Origin of the sequence: Novosphingobium lindaniclasticum LE124 (assembly GCF_000445125.1) — a bacterium.
Taxonomy (GTDB): Bacteria; Pseudomonadota; Alphaproteobacteria; order Sphingomonadales; family Sphingomonadaceae; genus Novosphingobium; species Novosphingobium lindaniclasticum.
On record NZ_ATHL01000076.1, the window covers coordinates 71,855 to 91,354 of the forward strand.

Here is a 19,500-nt window from a genome sequence, read left to right on the forward strand (position 1 = left end):
AGCCTTGTGCAAACGGGCGGTGATCGATATATGGTATACGATATAGTCTGACTTATGCAACGGAGTTTTCGTGGGGTCCATTGGAATTGTCGGCGGCGGGGTGGTCGGTCTCTGCACGGGCATCGCATTGCTCGAAGCGGGACATCACGTCTCGATCGTCGATGACGATGCCGAAGGTAAGGCGGCCTCCTGGGGAAATGCCGGGCATATCGCGGTGGAGCAGGTCGAGCCGCTGGCTTCGATGAGCATGGTTCGCAGCTTGCCGCAGCGGCTTTTCCTTCGCGGAGGCCCGCTGGGATTTCCGCCTTCGGCAATCGCGGAATGGATGCCGTTCGGCCTCCGCCTGTTGACGGCAGCGCGTCCCGCTCAGTTCCGCAAGGGCTGCCAGGCCTTGGCGCCGCTGCTTGCCGGTTCGATGCCGGCCTGGACCTCACTCGTCGAGCGGATCGGTGCTCCCGAATTGGTCAAGCAGGACGGTCATTTCGTGCTGTGGCACGGCGAACGCGCCGCGCGCGAGGGGCGGGCCTCGTGGATGGCTTCGAACACCGGCAGCGCGCAAGTTCAGGACGCGACCGATGCGGAACGGGCGATGCTCTCGGCACTGGGCAGGGCGCCGGTGGCGGATGCGATCCGTTTTACGGGCAGTGGCCAGATCGCCGATCTCGGTGACTTGCGGCAGGCTCTCGGAAACGCTTTTGCCCAGCGCGGGGGCAAGCGCGTGACGCAGCGTGCGGAACTGCGCGCAGCAGGTGGACGTGTCGAGATCGCGGGGATCGACACCGAGCAGGTGCTGGTCTGCGCGGGCGTTCGCTCGCGGGAACTGATGGAGCATCTCGGCCACAAAGTGCCGATGATCGCCGAGCGCGGCTACCACATCCGCGCGGATGCCAGTCATTGGCCTGCCGACCTGCCGCCGGTCGTGTTCGAGGAGCGATCGATGATCGTCACCCGCTATCGAAACGCAGTGCAGGCCGCCAGCTTCGTGGAACTCGGCAAGGTCGATGCGCCTGCCGATCCGCGCAAGTGGGAGCGGCTCGAGCGGCATGTCGCCGAGTTGGGCCTGCCGCTCCGGAGACCGTTCCGTCGGTGGATGGGGTGCCGTCCGACGCTGCCCGACTATCTCCCGGCGATCGGCCGCTCGACGAAGGCGTCCAATCTCCTCTATGCCTTCGGGCATCAGCACCTCGGGCTAACTCTCGCGCCGATTACGGCGCGGCTGGTCGCGTCGATGGTAGCGGGCGAGCAGCCGGAACTGCCGCTTGCGCCCTTCGACATCCAGCGTTTTGCATAAAGGAATGGAATGATGATTGGCGGATCGACCGCAGAGATCGAACTGGCCCGGCTCGAGCCTTGGGCCGAGCGCGCCCCGGCCATCGCCGTCGCCGAGCGCGAGGCGCGCATGGCCCGCGCGCAGGAACTGACGGAAAAGCTCGGCGCCGACGCACTGCTCGTCAACGCGGGCGCCTCGCTGCGCTATTTCTCGGGCCTGCCCTGGGGGCAGACCGAGCGCCTTGTGGCCATGCTGCTCGTTCCGGGCCGCAAGCCGATCATGATCTGCCCGCACTTCGAGATCGGCACGCTGGAAGCCGACTTGGCCATACCGGTGGAGATCCGCTCGTGGCAGGAAGACGAAGACCCGGTTGCGCTGGTGACGCAGGTCGTGGCCGAGCTGGGCGTGAAGACCCTGGCGATCGATCCTGAACTGCCCTTCCACTTCGCCGAGGGCGTCCGGCAGGGCGGCTCGGCCGCGCTCGTGGATGCGATGGCGGTTATCAAGCAGTGCCGCATGGTCAAGTCGGCCGGCGAGCTGGCGCTGATGCAGCAGGCCAAGAACATGACGCTGCTGGTCCACGAGGCCGCCGCGCGCATCCTGCGTCCCGGCATCCGTCAAAGCGAAGTCGTCCACTTCATCGACGCCGCGCACCGCAAGCTCGGCGCCAGCGGATCGAGTTTCTGCATCGTCCAGTTCGGAGAGGCAACCGCCTACCCCCATGGGCTTCCCGGCGACCGGGCTCTTCAGGAAGGCCAGCTCGTGCTGGTCGATACCGGCTGCACCATCCAGGGCTACCACTCGGATATCACCCGGACTTACGCGTTCGGAGAAGTCTCTCGGGAGATCTGCCGCATCTGGGACATAGAGAAGGAAGCGCAGCAGGCCGCCTTCGATGCCTGCCGTCCCGGCGAACCTTGCGAGGCGGTGGATTATGCCGCCCGCGCCGTTCTCGAAAAGGCCGGGCTGGGCCCGGACTACCACCTTCCGGGCCTACCACACCGCACCGGCCACGGCATCGGCCTCTCGATCCACGAGCCGGCCTATCTCGTGCGCGGCGACAAGACCCCGCTGGAGCCAGGCATGTGCTTCTCGAACGAGCCGATGATCGTCGTTCCCGAGAAATTCGGGGTGCGTCTGGAAGATCACATGTTCGTGACCGAAAGTGGCGCGCAGTGGTTCACCCAGCCGCAGGTCGCTATCGACCGCCCTTTCGCCGAATGACCGCTAGAGCGGCCAGCAGTAGATGATGAGCGGCGTCCCGATCAGCAGCACCAGCACTGACAGGGGCGCCCCCAGCCGGGCGTAGTCGCCGAAGCGATAGCCGCCCGGGCCCATGACCAGCGTATTGCACTGGTGCCCGATCGGGGTGAGGAAATCGCAGCCCGCGCCGATCGCCGTGGCCATCAGGAAGGCATCTGGCCGATAGCCGAGATCGGTCGCAAAGACGGCAGCGATCGGTGCCACGACCAGCACGGTCGCGGCATTGTTGAGGAAAGGCGTCACCGCCATCGAGGCGGCAAGGACCATGGCGACTGCGCCCCATGCCGGCATGTCGCGAGCAAGCCTGGCCAGTTCGGTGGCCAGGATGTCCGAGGCACCCGTCGTCTGGAGCGTCTCGCTGACCGGAATGAGCGCACCGAGCATGATCAGGATCGGCCATTCGACCGCCTCATAGGCATCATTCACAGGCAGCGCGCCGGTGATGATGACGGCACCGGCGGCGGCAAAAAAGGCAACGGCCACGGGGACAAGCCCGGCGGCGGTCGTGATCATCGCCGCCGCGAGGATGGCCAGGGCCAGCCAGCTGCTTCGATTCATGCCCAACCGGATCTGCCGCTGCGCCAGGGGCAGCACGCCGAGCTGCCGCAGCCGTCCGGGCATCTCGGCCAGCACGCCTTGCAGCACGATGACATCGCCGGCGCCGAGCACCACGTTGCCCGGCTTGTTGCGCAGGATCTCGCCGCGTCGCGATATCGCCACCAGTCTCAGGCCAAGCCGCTCCTTGAGCATGAGCCTTCCCGCAGTGCTGCCCACGAAAGCGGAGTCCGCAGTGACGACGCCTTCGATCACGCCGACATCGTCGCGGGTCCGGCGATCGTCTTTCGCATGATCGTCGCGATCGTCGTCGTCCAGGGTGAGTTGGGACCGGGCGATCGCACGTTCGAGCGCGTCGGGATCGCCCGAGAGGATCAGCACGTCGCCCTCGGCGATGTGCATGGCCGGGTGGACCTCGCCGCGCAGCCCGGCACGCAGCACGGCGGTGACTTCGACTTCGTTGTCGTGGCCGGCAACAAACGCCTCGATGGTCTCGCCTATGGCGCTGCTGTCTTCGGGAACCGTAGCTTCGGTCGTATAGTCGGAAATGTTGAGCGCCTCGCCCATGGTCGCGGCGGCGCGGCGGTCGGCGGGGACGAGGCGGTAACCCAGGCGCAGGAAGACGAGGCCGATCACCAGCATGCCGAGGCCGGTAGGCAGATAGTCGAACATGCGGAAGGGCTCGCCGGTCATCTCTTCGCGGACGCGGCTGACGATGATATTGGGAGAGGTGCCGATCATCGTCGTCAGGCCGCCGAGCAGCGAAGCGAAAGCCATCGGCATGAGAAAACGCGAGGGATTGGTGTTGCTGCGGCGGGCCAGCTGGGAAGCGGCGGGCATCATCATCGCCAGCGCGCCGATGTTCTTGATGAGCCCGGAGGCTATGCCAACCGAACTCGTCAGCACCAGCAGCTGCGATCCCGGCCGTCTGACCCATTGACTGACGAGACTGACCGCGCGTTCCACCAGCCCGGTTCTCTGTACCGCGGCCGAAAGGACGAGGGCGGAGGCGATGATGATCACGATATCGTCGGCAAAGCCCGAGAATGCCTTCTCGGGCGGCACGAGACCGAGTGCCAGCGCGGCCAGCAAGGCGATGATCGCGGTGACGTCGTAACGGAAACGACCCCAGATGAAGAGAAGCATCATGCCGCACAGGGTGGCGACGGAAAGCCACTGGTTCAGGGTCATTCGATCTCGCTACGGTCTGGCCGGTCGTCCGGTACGAAAAGCTAAATGCACGAAAGCCGAACCGGTGCCGTCCTGCCGATGCTTCACCGTTCAGGAAACGGCATGATCCCGATCGACCGCGATCGACAGCAGCCGAAACGGTCGCTTCTGTTCTTGTGTCCTTCGATATTCACGCTAGACCGATGGCGGGGATGAATTCGGGGGTTTTTCAAGAATGCGATCGATGATCGTCGCCGTTCTGCTGGCGATATTTCTGCAGTCCGCACCGGCCCGTGCCGATTGGCTGCAGGCGTCGAGCGATCACTTCGTGATCTACGCGCAAGATTCCGAACGGGACTTGCGCAGGTTCTCGGAACAGCTTGAACGTTATCACACGGCGCTGGCGCTGCTGTTCAACGTGACGGGACCGGCGCCCAGTCCGTCGAACCGGGTCTCGGTCTATGTCGTCGCCAGCATGCAGGCGGTCAGGAAGATCCACGGCGGCGACAACAAGTATATCGGCGGCTTCTACCTGCCTCGGGCGGGCGGTTCCCTGGCGATCATTCCCAGGGTGGATGCCGCAAAAAGCGCCGAAGACGTTTCGATGGTGACCTTGCTTCACGAATATGCGCATCACTTCATGATTTCCGCCAATTCCATGCAGCGGCCGCGCTGGTTTTCGGAAGGCGCGGCGGAGTTCTTCTCTTCCAGCAGTTTTGCGGCCGACGGCAGCATGATCCTGGGCCGCCCCGCGCTTCACCGGGCCATGGAGCTGTTCTACTCTCCGGACGTCAAGGTGGCCGATCTCCTCGATCCCACCAACTACGACAAGCGGGCGCGGCGCAACTATGATGCTTTCTACGGAAAGAGCTGGCTGCTCTATCATTACCTGACTTTTGACGCGGCGCGGAAAGGCCAGTTCGCCCGGTATCTCTCACTTCTCGACAAGGGCATGGCCCAGCGTGACGCAGCGGCCGAAGCATTCGGGGACTTCGACGTTCTGGAAAAGGACGTCGAGCATTATCTCATGCGCCGGAAGATCAACGTTCTACCGATCGGTAGCGAAAGGTTGAAGATCGGTGATATCGTCATTCGCCCGCTCTCCGCGGGGGAAGCGGCCATGATGCCGGTGGTCATTCGCTCGAAGCGCGGGGTCGACGCGGAAGCCGCGACAAGCCTAGTCGCCGAAGCGCGGAACGTGGCCGCGCTCTATCCGCGTGATGCCGCCGTGTTCAGCGCCCTTGCCGAAGCGGAATACGACGCAGGCAACGACAGCGAGGCGATCGCCGCCGCCGACGCGGCTCTAGCGCTCGATCCTGGGCAAACGAACGCTTACGTTCAGAAGGGCTACGCACTTTTCCGGAGGGCTGCTGACACCGAGGGAGACAGGGTCGCGGCCTACAACAAGGCTCGGGCGCCCTTCGTCGCTCTCAACAAGCGGGAAAACGATCATCCGCTGCCACTGGTCTATTACTACCGCAGTTTCGCGGAGCAGGGCGGCGAGCCGCCGAAGCTCGCCATCGACGGGCTGGTCCGGGCCGTCGAACTCGCGCCGTTCGACTTCGGATTGCGGATGAACCTGGGCGAGGCGCTGGTCCGGCTGGACCGCAAGGAGGAAGCCCGAACGATCCTCAGACCGGTCGCTTTCGACCCTCACGGCGGCGGCCTGGCCGAGCGGGCGGCCGACATGATCGCGCGGCTCGACAAGGCGCCGTCCGGGCAGGACGCTGAAGCAGAAGCCCGCCTTGACAAGGCAGGGACGGAACTGGCCGGATCCTGAGCAACACCGGCGCGGTCTGAACCAAGTCCTATCAGGCGATCCTCAAAAGTCGAAGGGGACAGGCCATGAGATTCTCAAGGCCCGCCCGATAGATGGGCTTCATGACGCCGAAACCCGTTTCACCTCGCAGAGGTGCGGCCTCGCCGCCGTGCCAGCCGGTGCTGCCTTGGCCTGCGCTATCGTCGGCCCGGCCTCGGCAGCCACGGCGACGGCGCCGATGGCCGTCACCGCTACGGTGCAGTCCGCCTGCATCGTGGCCGCGACGCCCCTGGCTTTCGGCAGCTACGATCCCACGTCCGGTGCTCCCAAGGACGGCACCAGCGTCATCACGGTGACCTGCACCAGCGGCACTTCGTTCACCGTCGGCCTCAATGCGGGCGGAACAAGCGGCGCCGGACTGCTGAGCTTTGCCGCTGCGGTCAAGGCCTATGGCCGGATCCCGGCGCACCGATACGTCCGGGCCGGAGCCTATACCGATACGGCGACAGTCACGGTCACTTACTGATCGACGCGCGAAAAGACCAAGCATTGCCGGATGAGTCGCATTATCCTTCGACGATTGGCCCGACAGATGGCCGGACACATGGAGAGTCAGATGCAGCCCGTTTCCGACAACGATGCTTCCGGAGAGGCTACCTCTCCCAGCGAAGCGGCTCCGCCGCCCGTCAATGCGAACAAGGCTCTGTGGGAGAAGGGGGATTTCACCCGCCTTGCCGCCACGATGCGGGAAAGCGGCGAGGAATTGGTCGCCTGGATCGACCCCCGGCCGGGTACGGAGGTTCTCGATCTCGGCTGCGGGGACGGAACGACGGCCGTTCCCGCAGCCCGGCGCGGTGCGCGGGTGCTTGGAGTCGATATCGCCGCGAACCTCGTGACGGCGGGAAACCGGCGCGCCCAGGACGAAGGCTTGACCCACTTGCGCTTCGTCGAGGGTGATGCCTCGGCACTGACGGGGATCGAGGATGGCCGCTTCGATCTGGTGGTCAGCATCTTCGGCGCGATGTTCGCGCCGCGCCCCCTGGATGTCGCAGCCGAAATGGTCCGGGTTTGCCGACCGGGCGGGCGGATCGTCATGGGTAACTGGATCGCGGGCGATCCGACGCTCGTCGCCAGAGTGCTGAAGATCTGCGGGGGCTACATGCCGCCCCCGCCGGAAGGCTTCGTCAGTCCAGTGACCTGGGGACAGGTGGAGGTCGTTCGCGATCGCTTCGGGGCCACGGGAATCCCGCCAGAGCGGGTGCATTGCGAACAAGCAAGTTACACGTTCCGCTTCCCCGGACCGCCGCGGGGTTTCCTCGATATTTTCCGGGACTATTACGGCCCGACGATGAACGCCTTCGAAGCAGCGGATCGCAGTGGCCGTCGTCAGGAACTGGAGAGCGAGTTGGAGGCGCTGTTCGAGGCTGAGAACCGGGGCGGGCCGGACCGGACGATCATTCCGGCGACCTACTTGCGCGTTTCGGTCGATCGATAAGGAACGCGCCGCCTGCGCATCCGCACGGCGGCCTTGGATCCGAACGATCCGGAGCGGCGCCATGCCGCTCCGGAACCTTGCGCGTCATCCCTGCACGAAGGCGAGCAGGTCGGGGTTGATGGTCTCGGCATTGACGGTCAGCATGCCGTGCGAGAGGCCCTGGTAGATCTTGAGCGTGGCGTTCGGGAGGATCTCGGCCTGGAGCACACCAGCGTTCTTGTACGGCACGACCTGATCGTCATCGCCGTGGAGTACCAGCGTGGGGACCGTGATCGCCTTGAGATCATCGGTCTGGTCCGTCTCCGAGAACGCCTTGATGCCTTCGTAATGCGCCTTGGCGCTGCCCATCATGCCCTGGCGCCACCAGTTGTCGATCACCGCCTGCTTCACGTCGGCGCCTTCGCGGTTGAAGCCGTAGAAGGGCCCTGCGGCGACGTCACGGAAGAACTGCGCCCGGTTGGCGGCGAGACCGGCGCGCAGACCGTTGAAAACCTCGATCGGCAGACCGCCGGGATAGCGTTCGGTCTTGAGCATGATCGGCGGCACCGCGCTGACCAGCACGGCTTTGGCTACGCGGTCCTGCGGAATGCCGTAGCGGGCGACATAAGCCGCGACTTCGCCGCCGCCGGTCGAGTGGCCGATGTGGACCGCGTTCCTGAGGTCGAGGTGTTCCATCACCGCAGCAGCATCGGCGGCGTAGTGCGCCATGTCGTGGCCGTCGCTGACCTGCTCGGAACGGCCGTGACCGCGGCGGTCATGGGCGACGACGCGGTAGCCCTTGTCAAGGAAGAACAGCATCTGCGCATCCCAGTCGTCCGACGAAAGCGGCCAGCCGTGGTGGAAGACGATCGGCTGGGCGTCCTTCGGGCCCCAGTCCTTGAAAAAGATTTCGGCGCCGTCCTTGGTGGTTACGTAACCCATGATGCTGATCCTTGCGTGAGAGTTGGGAGAGAAAAAGAAGGAACGTTCAGGATCGAAAGCCGGACGGTGAGGTACTCTGGAAAACAGCGCCCCCAGCGGCATCGATCTGGTGAAGCAAGGATTAGCGGCGATTACGATTATCATAAATGCATATAAAAGCGGTGGATTGGTTCTATAAAACTGAAAAGTTAGCCGTCGTACGCTGCGCGATCGACCGGGCCGCGCGGAATGTCGTGAAGGAGACCTCGGCTGTCGATCTCGGCAGCATTGCCGAGCAGGTGCGCTTCAGTCCTGCGCGTAGAGATAGGCGGACATGTCTTGCGCTTCCCTGCGACCAATGCCCTGTTCGGGCATGCCGCTGCCGGGGCGAAGACGTTGCGGGTGCATGAGCCAGACCACCATCGCCTCGGGATCGTTGGTCAGCGAGCCTGCAAGCGCGGCGCGCTGACCGACATGGGTGAGGTCGGGACCGACTTTGCCCATCGCTCCATCGATGCCGGGAATGATGTGGCAGCTGCCGCATCCCTGGCGCTCGATCGCCGATTTTCCACGCTGCCAATCGCCGCCGGTGATCATCTGCGCCTGCACCCGGTGCTGTTGCTGGGTCTCGACATGGAGCACGGCGCCAGCCCCGACCGCGACAGCGACGCAGAGGGTGACCAGAACGGCAAGCCACCCGAGGCTTGAAGGAAGGGGACGCCTAGACACGGGCGGGCCGCAGGACTTTCCGCATGATGAGCAGCGCGGCACCGGCATGGACGAGGCCGCCCGGCACCCACATGAGGAGGCCCGCCAGTTGCTGGTCTTCGGCAGGCGTCAGGCCGAATGGCGCAAGGCCAAGGCGGGCGTAGCCTTCGTACCACGGGCTCGTCGCGAAAGCCATGAGGGCTCCGAGCGCGCCCGACACGATGGAGGTGGCCACGAGGCACAGCGCCGCCACCGCGGGCGAAGTCCGTCTGCCGAGCATCGCCGTCCAGAAAAGCAGCGCGCTCACAAGGAAGGACAGGTGCTGCGCAGCGTGCCATCCCTCTTGCGCCAGGGCCAGATCGAACAGCGCAGGCGCGTGCCAGATCCAGAGGACTGCGGCCTGGAGCAGGGTTGCGGTGACCGGCTGCACCAGAAAGCGCCAGCTGTGCCGGATGGGTGCGGCCCGGCTCCAGGCGCCGAAAGCCTGGCGGTAGCGCACCGGCAGTCCCCAGAGCATGATCGCCAGGGGCTCGGAAAGGACGAGAAGCGGAGCGGCGGCGAGCATGATGAGTTCATGCTCGAACATATGCGCAGCGAAGGATCGTTCTCCGGCCTGATGCAGAGGCGAAACGAGGGCGGCGGTCAGGAGCAGCCAGCCGCCCGCGAATAGGCGAGCGCGGCGGCCGAGTGCCGCTGCCCCCCGGCCAGATCTTCGCAAGAGCCGTCTCGTGCCGATGACGAACAGGACGAGCGTCAGCAGGAGCGGGATCGTGATCCAGGGATCGAGCGTCCATCCCGGCGGTTCCACATGGGCGATACCCGTATCGTGGGCAACGCTGGGGACAGCCCATAGAACGAGGCACGGCGTTAGGCATACCGGGAGGCAGGCGGTCAGGCGATGCATGGCGGAACGATCGACAGAGCCAGCGTCTGGAACAGGATCGCAAGAGCGAAGATCGCCGCGACCGCTACAGCCAGCCGGGCGAGCCAGGGATTGGCAAGCGCACCCTGATGACGGCGCAAGGGCCAGGCGATCCGCAGTGCAAGCGCGCAGATCAGGATGCTGGTCAAGCCCCAGGCGATACCGATGAAGGTGGCGTCGCAGCGGACATGGAGAAGCGCCGAGAGCCCCTGCTGGAACGCGAACCAGGCCCCCGGTGGCAGCACCAGCGCCAGCCAGGCGCGTGCGCGAATGGTAGGGCGCCAGCTCATAAGGCCCTCGGCGCCCAGTAGATGAGGAGGTAGACGGGTAGCCAACAGAGCACCACGAACGTCCAGTAATTCGAGTTGTCCTCCACGTCGGCGAACTGGTCGTCCCCCACCTCGTGCGTGAACAGCCACGCGCCCAGAACGACCGTATCGCCCCAATCGGTAACGACATGGACGGTGTGGAGGACGAGCAGCAGCCAGACTACCGAGCCGTAGGCGTCCTGATGCCAGGGCAGGCCCAGATGCGCGAACTCGAAGCCGCGCGGCACGAACAGCGCCAGCGCGATGACGGCCATCGCCGCAGTTCCCCAGCGCACGCCCGCCAGATTCTTCGCCCGCGCGCAGCGCAGCACCCAGAGATTGGGTATCTCGCTGAGCAGAAGACCGGCGGTGAAGATGCCGCTCCACAAGAGGCCGGGCAGCGGATCGCCTTTCGGCGGCCAGGCCGATGCCTGGGTCATGAGGTAGAGATAAGCTGCAGCGGCAAGCACGAAGCCGGTGCCCTCGATGACCATGAAGCCGATATTGCCCCACCAGACCAGATGACGGGGCCCGCTGGCGCTGGAGGGCAGATCGGAGAGCGTGCCCACGATAGCGAACTCTCGGGTTCCCGTCATGGCGCGGCCTCCAGCGCGCCGATCTTCGCTCGCGGTCGGTTCGGCCAGAACCAGCCGGTAAGCGCGGCGCCGATGGGAAGGGCGCCGATCGGGATCGCCCAGGGCGTGAAGATGCTGGCAATGAACATGGCCGAGACGGCAAGCGCCGCGACGAGCGGCCAGATGGACGGCCCGGCACTCTTCTGCCGATAGAGCGGCTGCGCGTCGGTAACCGAGGAGACGAGCACTTCGCGCGTGTCGATCGCGATGCCGTCGAGTGCCGGAAGCGGCGCGCCGCCGTTCCACATGGGCGTGAGGCTGTCGACCCTGGGTGTGAAAGGGATGTTGTACGCCGGAGGCGGCGACGCGGTCGCCCACTCCAGGGTCGAGCCGCCCCAGGGATCTGCGCCCGAGGGCTTGCCGCGCCAGTAGCTGCACAGCGCATTGGCGGCGAAGACGAGCCCGCCGGTCACGGCGATCGCGCTGCCGGCGGTCGCGATCTGGTTCAGCATGTCCCAGCCCATGTGGGCCGGATAAGTATAGACCCGCCGCGGCATGCCCTCCAGCCCGAGCAGGTGCATCGGGAAGAACCCGAGGTTGAACCCGCCGACGATGAGGACGAAAGCGACTTTGCCCCAGCGTTCCGACATCAGCCGTCCGGTCGCCTTGGGATACCAGTAGCAGAAGGCGCCGAAGAGAGGGAAGATGGCGCCGCCGATCAGGACATAATGCAGGTGCGCGACGATGAAATAGGTGTCGGTGAGTTGCAGGTCGAGCGCAGCCGAGGCCGTCATCACGCCCGAAAGCCCGCCGATCACGAAAGTCGCCACGAAACCCAGGATCCAAAGCATTGGCGTTGGAAACCAAGTGCGTCCGGTGCCGATCGTAGCGAGCCAGCAGAATATCTGCAGACCGGCCGGCACGGCGATGGCCATGCTTGCGGCCGTGTAGAAATCGTTGCCCAGCCGAGGCAGGCCGACCGCGAACATGTGATGGACCCAAAGGCCGAAGGCGAGCGCGCCGATGGAGAGGATCGCCAGCACGAGCACGCTGTGGCCATAGAGCACCCGGCGCGAGAAAGTCTCGACGATCGACGAGACGAAGCCGGTGGCCGGCACGAAGATGATGTAGACCTCGGGATGGCCGAAGAACCAGAAGAGATGCTGGAACAGCACGGCGTCGCCGCCCGCGGCGACCGAGAAGAACTGCGTCGAGACGAGCCGGTCGGCGATCAGCATCGACGTCACCAGCATCACCGCCGGCATCGAGAACATCGTCATGATCGAGGCGATCAGCATGGCCCAGAGGAATACCGGCATCCGGGCCAGGGTCATGCCGGGCGGGCGCATCTTCAGGATCGTCGCCGCGACATTGACCGAGGCGGCAAGCGCGGCCACTTCGGTGAAGGTGATCATCTGCGCCCAGATGTCGGCGCGGTGTCCGGGCGAATAGGCGGGGCCGGAAAGCGGCGGATATTCGAACCAGCCGAGATCCGGCGTGATGTCGATCGCATGGGCGACCCACAAGGTGAGCACCCCGCCGAAGTAGAGCCAGAAGCTGAAGGCGCCGAGCCGCGGAAAAGCCATGTTGCGGGCACCGAGCATCAATGGAACCAGCCAGAAAGCCATGGCTTCCATCAGCGGCACCGAAACGAGAAACAGCATGGTCGAGCCGTGCAGCGAGAAGCTCTCGTTGAAGAGTTGCGGCGTCATCCGGGTGTTTTCAGGAACCGAAAGCTGCCAGCGCATGTCGAGCGCCAGCATGCCCGCCAGGAACATCAGCAGAAGTGCCGTCACGATGTAGCGCGCCGCGATCCGCTTGTGATCGACGGTGGTGAGGAAGCCCCAAAGGCCGGGGGGATCGCGCCAGGTGCGGTCGAGCTGTTCCAGCAGCGATGGATCCGGCTTCACCGCAGCGTCTCCAGGTAGGTGGCGACCGCGTCGGCATCGGCGGGTTCGAGCGGAACCGTGGGCATCGACGTGCCGGGCTTGAGCGCCTGGGGCTGAGCAAGCCAGCCCTGGATCCCGCCCCGGCTCATGGGCAAGGTGCCTGCCGCGATCGAGCGGCGGCTGGCGAAATGCGTGAGGTCGGGGCCTGCCCGTCCCCGTGCCTCGGTGCCGCGAACGCGGTGGCAGGACCCGCAGACCTGAACGAAGACGGATGCGCCGCGTCCGCTTTGCCGACGGGGCGCCCTTGCGCTCCCCTGGCGGGCAAGCCAGCTGTCGAACGCCGCCTGGCCGTCGACTTTCACATCGAAAGCCATATGCGCGTGCTGCGCGCCGCAGAATTCCGTGCATTGGCCGCGAAACCAGCCCAATCGTCTGGGTGTCAGGTGCACGACATTGCGGCGGCCGGGGATCATGTCGATCTTGCCGGCGACATTGGGAACCCAGAAGCTGTGGATCACATCGGCCGAGGCAAGCTGCACCCGCGTCGTGCGGGCAAGCGGCAGGTGCAGTTCGTTGGCGGTCTCGATCCAGCGTCCGCTTGCCGGATCGCGATATTCGATCCGCCACCACCATTGATGCCCGGTGATCCGGACGATCACGGCGTCATCCTCCCGCGCCGCGACAAGCGCCCGGTCGGCGATGAAGCTGCCGACGATCAGCACGGTGAGCCCGATCACGATCGCGCTCGCGGCTACGTATAGCCCGCGGTCCAGCCGCCTTTCGCCGCCGCTCGCGCTATCGAAGCGGCGCTGCGTTCCTGAACGCAGCACGCTCCAGACGATGCCGAGCAGCACGATCAGATAGACTGCACCGCAGACGATCATCATGAGCGTAAACAGCGAATGGAGGGCGGCCGCCTGATCGCCTGCGGGAGAAAGCGGCGACTGGATTCCCGCGCACCCGGCGAGCGTCGCCACGGCCAGGAATACGATCGCTGTTCTCATTGCGGCCCGGACCACTGCGAACCCTGCGGCTCGCCTTCCTGATCCAGCGTCACGCGCCGCCGTTTTTCCGGGTGATGCGCCGGAAGATCACGAACATAGGCGGTCAACTGCCAGAGTTGCTCGACCGGGACCGTCGCCTCGTAAGCAGGCGCCGGGCGGTGTCGTGCTATCGCCCGGTAGACATCCGCGAAGCCGCCGCCCCGGCGCCACCGGCCATCGGAAAGGTTCGCTGCGCCCCGCGCGCTGTCGTCATGACACCCGGAGCAGCCGTACCACATGAAATAACGGCCGCCCTGGGCCACCTGATAGAGGTTGGCCTGATAGGCCGGGACGCGCGGGTCCGCATTTCCTGCCGGCGCCGTTTGCGGCAGGCTCGGCCCGAGAGTGCGCGCCTCGTTGGTGCACGCGGCGAGGGCGAGAAGGGCGACCGGCGCCAGTATCGTTGCGCCCCTGACGCGCATGGTCAGGCCTTGATGCGAACCGGCACGCCCTTGGCCGCCGGTGTCTTGGACTCCTCGTCGTGATACCACAGCGGAATGAGGGGGTTCATCTCGGGATAATAGGCACCGATACAGCCGCGCGGCAGCAGGAAGGGCGTGATGGTGAGCCCATCGACCTGACGATGCACGCCGTCCCCGGCATCGCTGACCAATGCTACCACCTGCCCGTTTTCGAGACCCGCCGCTGCTATGTCTTCGGGGTTCATGAGCACGACATCGCGGGTGCCCTCGATCCCGCGCAGCCGGTCCGAATAGCCGTAGATGGTGGTGTTGAACTGGTCGTTCGAACGCAGCGTCACGAGCCGATAGCGCCAATCCGCCGGCTCGAAGCCGATCGACGTCATCGTCTTCGGCACCGTGAACTCGGCCTTCCCGCTCTCGGTCTTCCAGACCCGCTCGCGCGCCGAGTTGCCGCGATAGAACCCGCCGGGGGTGAAGACGCGCGCATTGAAGTCGTGGAACTGCTCGGGGTAAGTCTCCTCGATCAGGTCGCGGATCTTCGCATAGTCGCCCGTCCACTCGTCCCAGCGGACCTTCGGGTTAGGCGGGAGCGTGGCCTTGGCCATCCCGGCGACGATCGCCACCTCGCTTTTCAGGTGCTCGGACGCCGGGGTGTTCTTGCCGAGCGAGCCGTGGATGCAGGAGAGCGAATCCTCCATCGTCACCGCCTGCGCGCCGGTTTCCTGCAGGTCCTCTTCGGAGCGGCCAAGGCAGGGCAGGAGAAAGGCCACTTCGCCGTTGATGAGGTGGCTGCGGTTCAACTTGGTCGCGATCTGGACCGTCAAGCGCAGGTTCTGCCAGGCCGCCTCCATCTTCTCCCGCTCCGGGATGGCGCGGACGAAGTTGCCGCCGAGGCCGATGAAAGCCTTCACGTCGCCGGAGACGATCTTCTCGCAAGCCTTGACCGTGTTCATGCCCTCTTCGCGCGGAGGCTCGAAACCGTATTGCTCGGCGATCCTGTCGAGCGGCACGAGTTCAGGCTTCTCCGAGATGCCGACGGTGCGTTGGCCCTGGACGTTGGAATGGCCGCGCACGGGCGAGATGCCGGTCCCGTCACGGCCCATATTGCCTTTCATCAGCCACAGGTTGGTCAGCGCCGCCAGGTTCTCGAAGCCATGGACATGCTGGGTAAGGCCCATGCCGTACATCGCTATGGAGCGCTTGGCCTCGACGTAGATCTGGCCCGCCTCCTCGATATCCGCGCGGGCAAGGCCGCTTTCCTCCTCGATTTCTTCCCAGCCGGTGCCCTCGACATGCGCTTTCATCGCCGCGAAGCCCTGGGTATGCTGCTCGATGAAATCGACGTCCAGAACGTGGAGCTTCTCCTCGGCCCATTTCCTCTCCTCGGCAGCGAGGACATGTTTGGTGAGACCGGTGATCGCGGCAATGTCGCCGCCGGCTTTCACCTGGAGGTAGAGCGTGGAGATCGGCGTCTTCTTGGGCGTCAGCATCTCGACCGGGCCCTGGGGGTTCTTGAAGACCTCCAGCCCCTTTTCGCGGATCGGGTTGAACGTGACGATCTTGACCCCGCGCTTCACCGCCTCCTGCAGTGGATGGAGCAGACGCGGACTGTTGGAGCCGGTGTTCTGGCCGAAGAAGAAAATCGCATCGCACAAGTGGAAGTCTGAGAGAACGCAGGTCCCCACCGGCGATCCGATCAGCTTCTTCAGCGCCACGGAGGTAGTCTCGTGGCACATGTTCGAGCTGTCGGGCAGATTGTTGTGCCCGTAGAGCCGGGCGAACAGCGCGTAGAGGTAGCTCGTCTCCAGGCTGGCGCGGCCCGAGGAATAGAAGACCGCCGCCCCCGGATCGATCGCCTTCAACTCGCGGCCGATGGCGGCGAAGGCTTCTTCCCACTCACAGGGCACGTAGGTGTCGGTCGCGCGATCGTAGCGCATCGGATGGGTGATGCGCCCGAGTTGCTCGAGATCATAATCTTTCCAGGTCTTGAGCTCGCTGACCGTATGCGCGGCGAGCACCTCCGGCGTGCAGCGGCGGGAGGTCAGTTCCCACAAGGTCGCCTTCGCGCCGTTCTCGCAGAACTCCAGTGGATGGGCGTTCGCCGGCTTGGTCCAGGCGCAGGATACGCACATGAAACCCTTGACCTTGTTCTGGCGGCGAAGCGTGTTGAGCACCGCAGGCGTGGGCTTTTCGCGCCAGGCGATTTCGGTAATTCCGCGGAGCGAGCCCCAGCCACCTTCGGCGCCTTCGTAGTGGACGGTATCTTGTTCTTCAGCCATGCCGATCTCCCTCCGACGCAGGCTACGGCCGCTGCTGGAGCCTGCGTCGGACCCGTGTCTGCCGGTGCGTGTTCCGCAGGCGCGCGCCGACGTGGAACCTCGTCCGGATCGGGGTAAAGCGCCTGAGCGGGGTTGGTTCCGAGACCGATCGCGAGCGTCGACGCCCACACTCCCTGGCAGGCAAAATGTCGATCTCGCCCAAACATTTCCACAGGTGTAAAAATCTCGCGTGTTGCCCTCTTGCCGAGACAACTGCCCCCCGTTATACGGCGCCTCCTAGGCCGCATGCGGAGACGTGGGTGAGTGGCTGAAACCAGCGGTTTGCTAAACCGTCGTACTCTTAAGGGGGTACCGAGGGTTCGAATCCCTCCGTCTCCGCCACGGCGGCGCAAATATTTGCGCCGTCGGGGCTTAGGTTTCAGCCCATTGCCATACCCGGCCCCATAAGCATCTCGCTTTCCTGGCCGGGTATGGATCGGGCCGATCACCATCTCTCAATAACTAGGTCTTCGGGCGCTACGGCTGGATCCATCCGCCGCAAAAGCGAGTCGTGCCGTCGCCCGTTCATTGCCGGGTCATGCGTTCTGGATTCTTTAGTGACATGCGTCAATGTGCGCTTAGGAGCGTGCATGTCACGGAATTCGGGATCGCCATTGGAGGGCAACCACATGTCATTCACCACGCAAATCGCCGCCAGGGGGGCGTCGGTTAGCCTGTCGCGAAAGATCGGCAGCACGATCGCGGCCATGTTCGTTGCATTCGCCCCCGTCGCGCCTGCTCTGGCTCAAGTGACCACTGTGGATCCCGATGCCGCGATCGACAGCGATCTCAACGGCGGCACTTACGCGCCTCCGGCCGAATCGCAGCCGCCGGTCGATGCGCAGCCTTCGTATCCCGGCAACGGAACGCCGGTCGATTCCGCCCCGGAGTCTTCTTATAGGTCCACCCCGGCGCCAGCGGCACCGACAAGCCCGCCGGACGATGGCTCGACCACCTATCGTCAGGACGATCTGATCGGCGCGGCCGAGGGCGTGTTCGGAAAAGGCGCCAAGGGTCTCGCCGGCGTGATCGAAGACTTGCTGAAGAAGCAGGGCGAGCCCAACGGCTATATCGTCGGACGCGAAGGCGGCGGCGCCATCGCCATCGGCCTGCGCTATGGCTCGGGCACGCTCTATCACAAAGTGGAAGGCGAGCGGCCGGTCTACTGGACCGGTCCGTCGATCGGCTTCGACGCAGGCGCGAATGCGGGCAATGCTTTCGTGCTGGTCTATAACCTCTACGACACCGAGGATCTGTACCATCGATTCGGCGCGGGCGAGGGGCAGGCCTACCTCGTGGGCGGCTTCAACATCAGCTACCTGCGCCGCGGCAATGTTGTGCTCATTCCCGTCCGCGCCGGTGCGGGCCTGCGGTTGGGAGCGAACATCGGCTACATGAAGTTCACGCACAAGCAGAGCTGGATGCCTTTCTAACGACCGGTAGAACCGTTATCGAGAGAGGCGGCGCTTCACATGGCACTGCCTCCTTCCCGGATTCCCGCGGCTGTCCCAGGCTTCGAAAATTTCGCCAGGTTCGTGGACCGGCGGCGCCGCGCGCGATAATTTCGGCCATCTCCGCAATTCCCGATCGATTGGCATTGCACGCTTTCATCGCTCGGTCTAAGGCCCGCGCGCCATGCTTACGAACCTTCAGCAACAGCCCGCCGATGCGCTTCTCGCGCTCATCAAGCTCCACAACGCGGACCCCCGCGCAGACAAGATCGACCTCGGCGTCGGCGTCTACCGCACGGGCGAGGGAGACACTCCGGTGTTCCGCTCGATCAAGGCCGCGGAAGCGAAACTGGTCGCGGGGCAGGATTCGAAAGCCTACCTCGGACCTGAAGGCGACATGGGCTTCGTCGAAGCGCTGATGCCCTACATATTCGGCAAGGACAGCCCCGACATGGGCGGCCGTATCGAAGGCATGCAGACCCCTGGCGGCACCGGCTCGCTGCGTCTGGCTCTGGCGATGGTGAAGCGCGCCGGCTACAAGCGGATCATCGTCGGAACGCCGAGCTGGCCGAACCACGCGCAAATCTGCGCAGATCTCGGCCTCGGCGTCGTCGAATTCAATCACGCGCTGCCATCGGGCCATACGGACATGGACGCCGTCCGCGCTGCGATCACCGAAGCGCAGGAAGGCGATGCCATCCTGCTCCACGGCTGCTGCCACAACCCGACGGGTATCGACTATACCAACGAGCAGTGGGACGACATCGCCCAGCGCATTGCCGATGCCGGGATCCTGCCGGTCCTCGACCTCGCCTACCAAGGCCTCGGCATGGGCATGGAAGAAGACGCCTACGGCCTGCGCCGGGTGCTCGTGGCCGTGCCGGAAGCGCTGATCTGCTACTCGTGCGACAAGAACTTCGGCCTCTATCGTGACCGCGTCGGCGCGCTCTACGCCATGGTCTCCGATCCGGCGGACCGCGCCAAGGTCATGTCGAACGGTCATAACCTGGCGCGCGCCAACTGGTCGCAGCCGCCAGATCATGGCGCGGCTGCGGTTCGCCTGATCCTGGAAGATGAAGCCTTGACGGCGGACTGGTTGGCCGAACTCGACGAGATGCGCGATCGCATGCGCCAAGTTCGTGCAAGGCTCGCCGCGGCAGGCCTCGCCGGTGCGGTGGACCTGACGCCGCTCGGCGGGCAGAACGGCCTGTTTTCGATCGTGCCGCTGAGCAAAGACCAGGTCCTGGAAATGCGCGAGAAGCACGGAATCTACATGGCCGGTTCCGGCCGTATCAACGTGGCGGGCCTGACGATGGGCAACATCGACAAGTTCATCGGCGCCGTGGCGGATGTGACTGCATAACAACGGGTAAGCAGCCGGCTCTCGAAAGGGGCCGGCTGCTTACCTTTTTTGAAGGAGCGGCCGCGAGATGCGGCCGTCACGCAACGCTC

The 19,500-nt window shown here is 64.9% G+C and carries 18 protein-coding genes and 1 tRNA gene; 8 read left to right on the top strand and 11 right to left on the bottom strand.

Annotation, left to right across the window (positions count from 1 at the left end; all coding sequences use genetic code 11):
- Nucleotides 1–70 precede the first annotated feature (70 nt).
- Both L284_RS35585 and L284_RS35590 read left to right on the top strand, forming a co-directional pair.
- Entirely contained in the window at nt 71–1,291 is a 1,221-nt protein-coding gene (locus L284_RS35585) for an NAD(P)/FAD-dependent oxidoreductase (protein ID WP_031342130.1), read from the top strand.
- A 9-nt stretch (nt 1,292–1,300) separates the two neighbouring features.
- Nucleotides 1,301–2,494 (top strand): M24 family metallopeptidase, encoded by a 1,194-nt coding sequence (locus tag L284_RS35590; RefSeq protein WP_021234090.1) that lies wholly within the window; start codon nt 1,301–1,303, stop codon nt 2,492–2,494.
- A gap of 3 nt (nt 2,495–2,497) precedes the next feature.
- On the opposite strand, the gene L284_RS35595 is transcribed toward L284_RS35590, so the two are convergent.
- Nucleotides 2,498–4,279 carry an SLC13 family permease gene (locus L284_RS35595; protein WP_021234091.1) on the bottom strand — a complete coding sequence of 594 codons (1,782 nt, stop codon included), beginning with the start codon at nt 4,277–4,279 and terminating at the stop codon, nt 2,498–2,500.
- A 223-nt stretch (nt 4,280–4,502) separates the two neighbouring features.
- Between L284_RS35595 and L284_RS35600 the strand changes: the two genes are divergently transcribed.
- From L284_RS35600 to L284_RS35610, 3 genes are all read left to right on the top strand, one after another.
- Nucleotides 4,503–6,038: a hypothetical protein gene (locus L284_RS35600; protein WP_052018381.1), complete on the top strand. Its 1,536-nt coding sequence runs from the start codon at nt 4,503–4,505 to the stop codon at nt 6,036–6,038.
- Between the two features lie 148 nt (nt 6,039–6,186).
- Nucleotides 6,187–6,543: a spore coat protein U domain-containing protein gene (locus L284_RS35605; RefSeq protein WP_021234093.1), complete on the top strand. Its 357-nt coding sequence runs from the start codon at nt 6,187–6,189 to the stop codon at nt 6,541–6,543.
- Nucleotides 6,544–6,633: 90 nt separating this feature from the next.
- Nucleotides 6,634–7,512, top strand: coding sequence for a class I SAM-dependent methyltransferase (locus L284_RS35610; RefSeq protein WP_021234094.1), 879 nt, complete (start codon nt 6,634–6,636; stop codon nt 7,510–7,512).
- A gap of 84 nt (nt 7,513–7,596) precedes the next feature.
- Here L284_RS35610 and L284_RS35615 read toward each other — a convergent pair whose 3' ends face one another.
- The 9 genes from L284_RS35615 to L284_RS35655 all read right to left on the bottom strand — a co-directional run bounded on the left by L284_RS35615 (nt 7,597) and on the right by L284_RS35655 (nt 16,558).
- Nucleotides 7,597–8,433 (bottom strand): alpha/beta fold hydrolase, encoded by an 837-nt coding sequence (locus tag L284_RS35615; RefSeq protein WP_021234095.1) that lies wholly within the window; start codon nt 8,431–8,433, stop codon nt 7,597–7,599.
- Nucleotides 8,434–8,718: 285 nt separating this feature from the next.
- On the bottom strand, nt 8,719–9,141 hold the full coding sequence (locus L284_RS35620; protein WP_031342134.1) for a c-type cytochrome: 423 nt from the start codon (nt 9,139–9,141) through the stop codon (nt 8,719–8,721).
- Complete coding sequence (locus tag L284_RS35625; protein WP_021234098.1) at nt 9,134–9,928, bottom strand: cytochrome c oxidase assembly protein; 795 nt, start codon at nt 9,926–9,928, stop codon at nt 9,134–9,136. The genes L284_RS35620 and L284_RS35625 overlap by 8 nt, the downstream gene beginning before the upstream one ends.
- 83 nt (nt 9,929–10,011) lie before the next feature.
- Nucleotides 10,012–10,332: a hypothetical protein gene (locus L284_RS35630; RefSeq protein ID WP_021234099.1), complete on the bottom strand. Its 321-nt coding sequence runs from the start codon at nt 10,330–10,332 to the stop codon at nt 10,012–10,014.
- Nucleotides 10,329–10,946 (bottom strand): cytochrome c oxidase subunit 3 family protein, encoded by a 618-nt coding sequence (locus L284_RS35635; RefSeq protein WP_021234100.1) that lies wholly within the window; start codon nt 10,944–10,946, stop codon nt 10,329–10,331. Before L284_RS35635 ends, L284_RS35630 begins: the two co-directional genes overlap by 4 nt.
- Nucleotides 10,943–12,835, bottom strand: coding sequence for a cbb3-type cytochrome c oxidase subunit I (locus tag L284_RS35640; protein WP_021234101.1), 1,893 nt, complete (start codon nt 12,833–12,835; stop codon nt 10,943–10,945). Before L284_RS35640 ends, L284_RS35635 begins: the two co-directional genes overlap by 4 nt.
- Complete coding sequence (gene coxB / locus L284_RS35645; RefSeq protein ID WP_021234102.1) at nt 12,832–13,818, bottom strand: cytochrome c oxidase subunit II; 987 nt, start codon at nt 13,816–13,818, stop codon at nt 12,832–12,834. Before coxB ends, L284_RS35640 begins: the two co-directional genes overlap by 4 nt.
- Nucleotides 13,815–14,279, bottom strand: coding sequence for a c-type cytochrome (locus L284_RS35650; protein WP_021234103.1), 465 nt, complete (start codon nt 14,277–14,279; stop codon nt 13,815–13,817). Before L284_RS35650 ends, coxB begins: the two co-directional genes overlap by 4 nt.
- Before the next feature lie 2 nt (nt 14,280–14,281).
- Nucleotides 14,282–16,558 carry an FdhF/YdeP family oxidoreductase gene (locus tag L284_RS35655; RefSeq protein WP_021234104.1) on the bottom strand — a complete coding sequence of 759 codons (2,277 nt, stop codon included), beginning with the start codon at nt 16,556–16,558 and terminating at the stop codon, nt 14,282–14,284.
- A gap of 289 nt (nt 16,559–16,847) precedes the next feature.
- Between L284_RS35655 and L284_RS35660 the strand changes: the two genes are divergently transcribed.
- Nucleotides 16,848–16,939: transfer RNA gene (locus L284_RS35660), tRNA-Ser, on the top strand.
- A 103-nt stretch (nt 16,940–17,042) separates the two neighbouring features.
- On the opposite strand, the gene L284_RS48400 is transcribed toward L284_RS35660, so the two are convergent.
- Entirely contained in the window at nt 17,043–17,306 is a 264-nt protein-coding gene (locus L284_RS48400; protein ID WP_167663593.1) for a hypothetical protein, read from the bottom strand.
- Between L284_RS48400 and L284_RS35665 the strand changes: the two genes are divergently transcribed.
- Together L284_RS35665 and L284_RS35670 are read left to right on the top strand one after the other, a co-directional pair.
- Entirely contained in the window at nt 17,305–18,030 is a 726-nt protein-coding gene (locus L284_RS35665) for a DUF1134 domain-containing protein (protein ID WP_235054363.1), read from the top strand. The genes L284_RS48400 and L284_RS35665 overlap by 2 nt on opposite strands.
- 202 nt (nt 18,031–18,232) lie before the next feature.
- Nucleotides 18,233–19,411: an amino acid aminotransferase gene (locus L284_RS35670; RefSeq protein WP_021234106.1), complete on the top strand. Its 1,179-nt coding sequence runs from the start codon at nt 18,233–18,235 to the stop codon at nt 19,409–19,411.
- Nucleotides 19,412–19,500 lie beyond the last annotated feature (89 nt).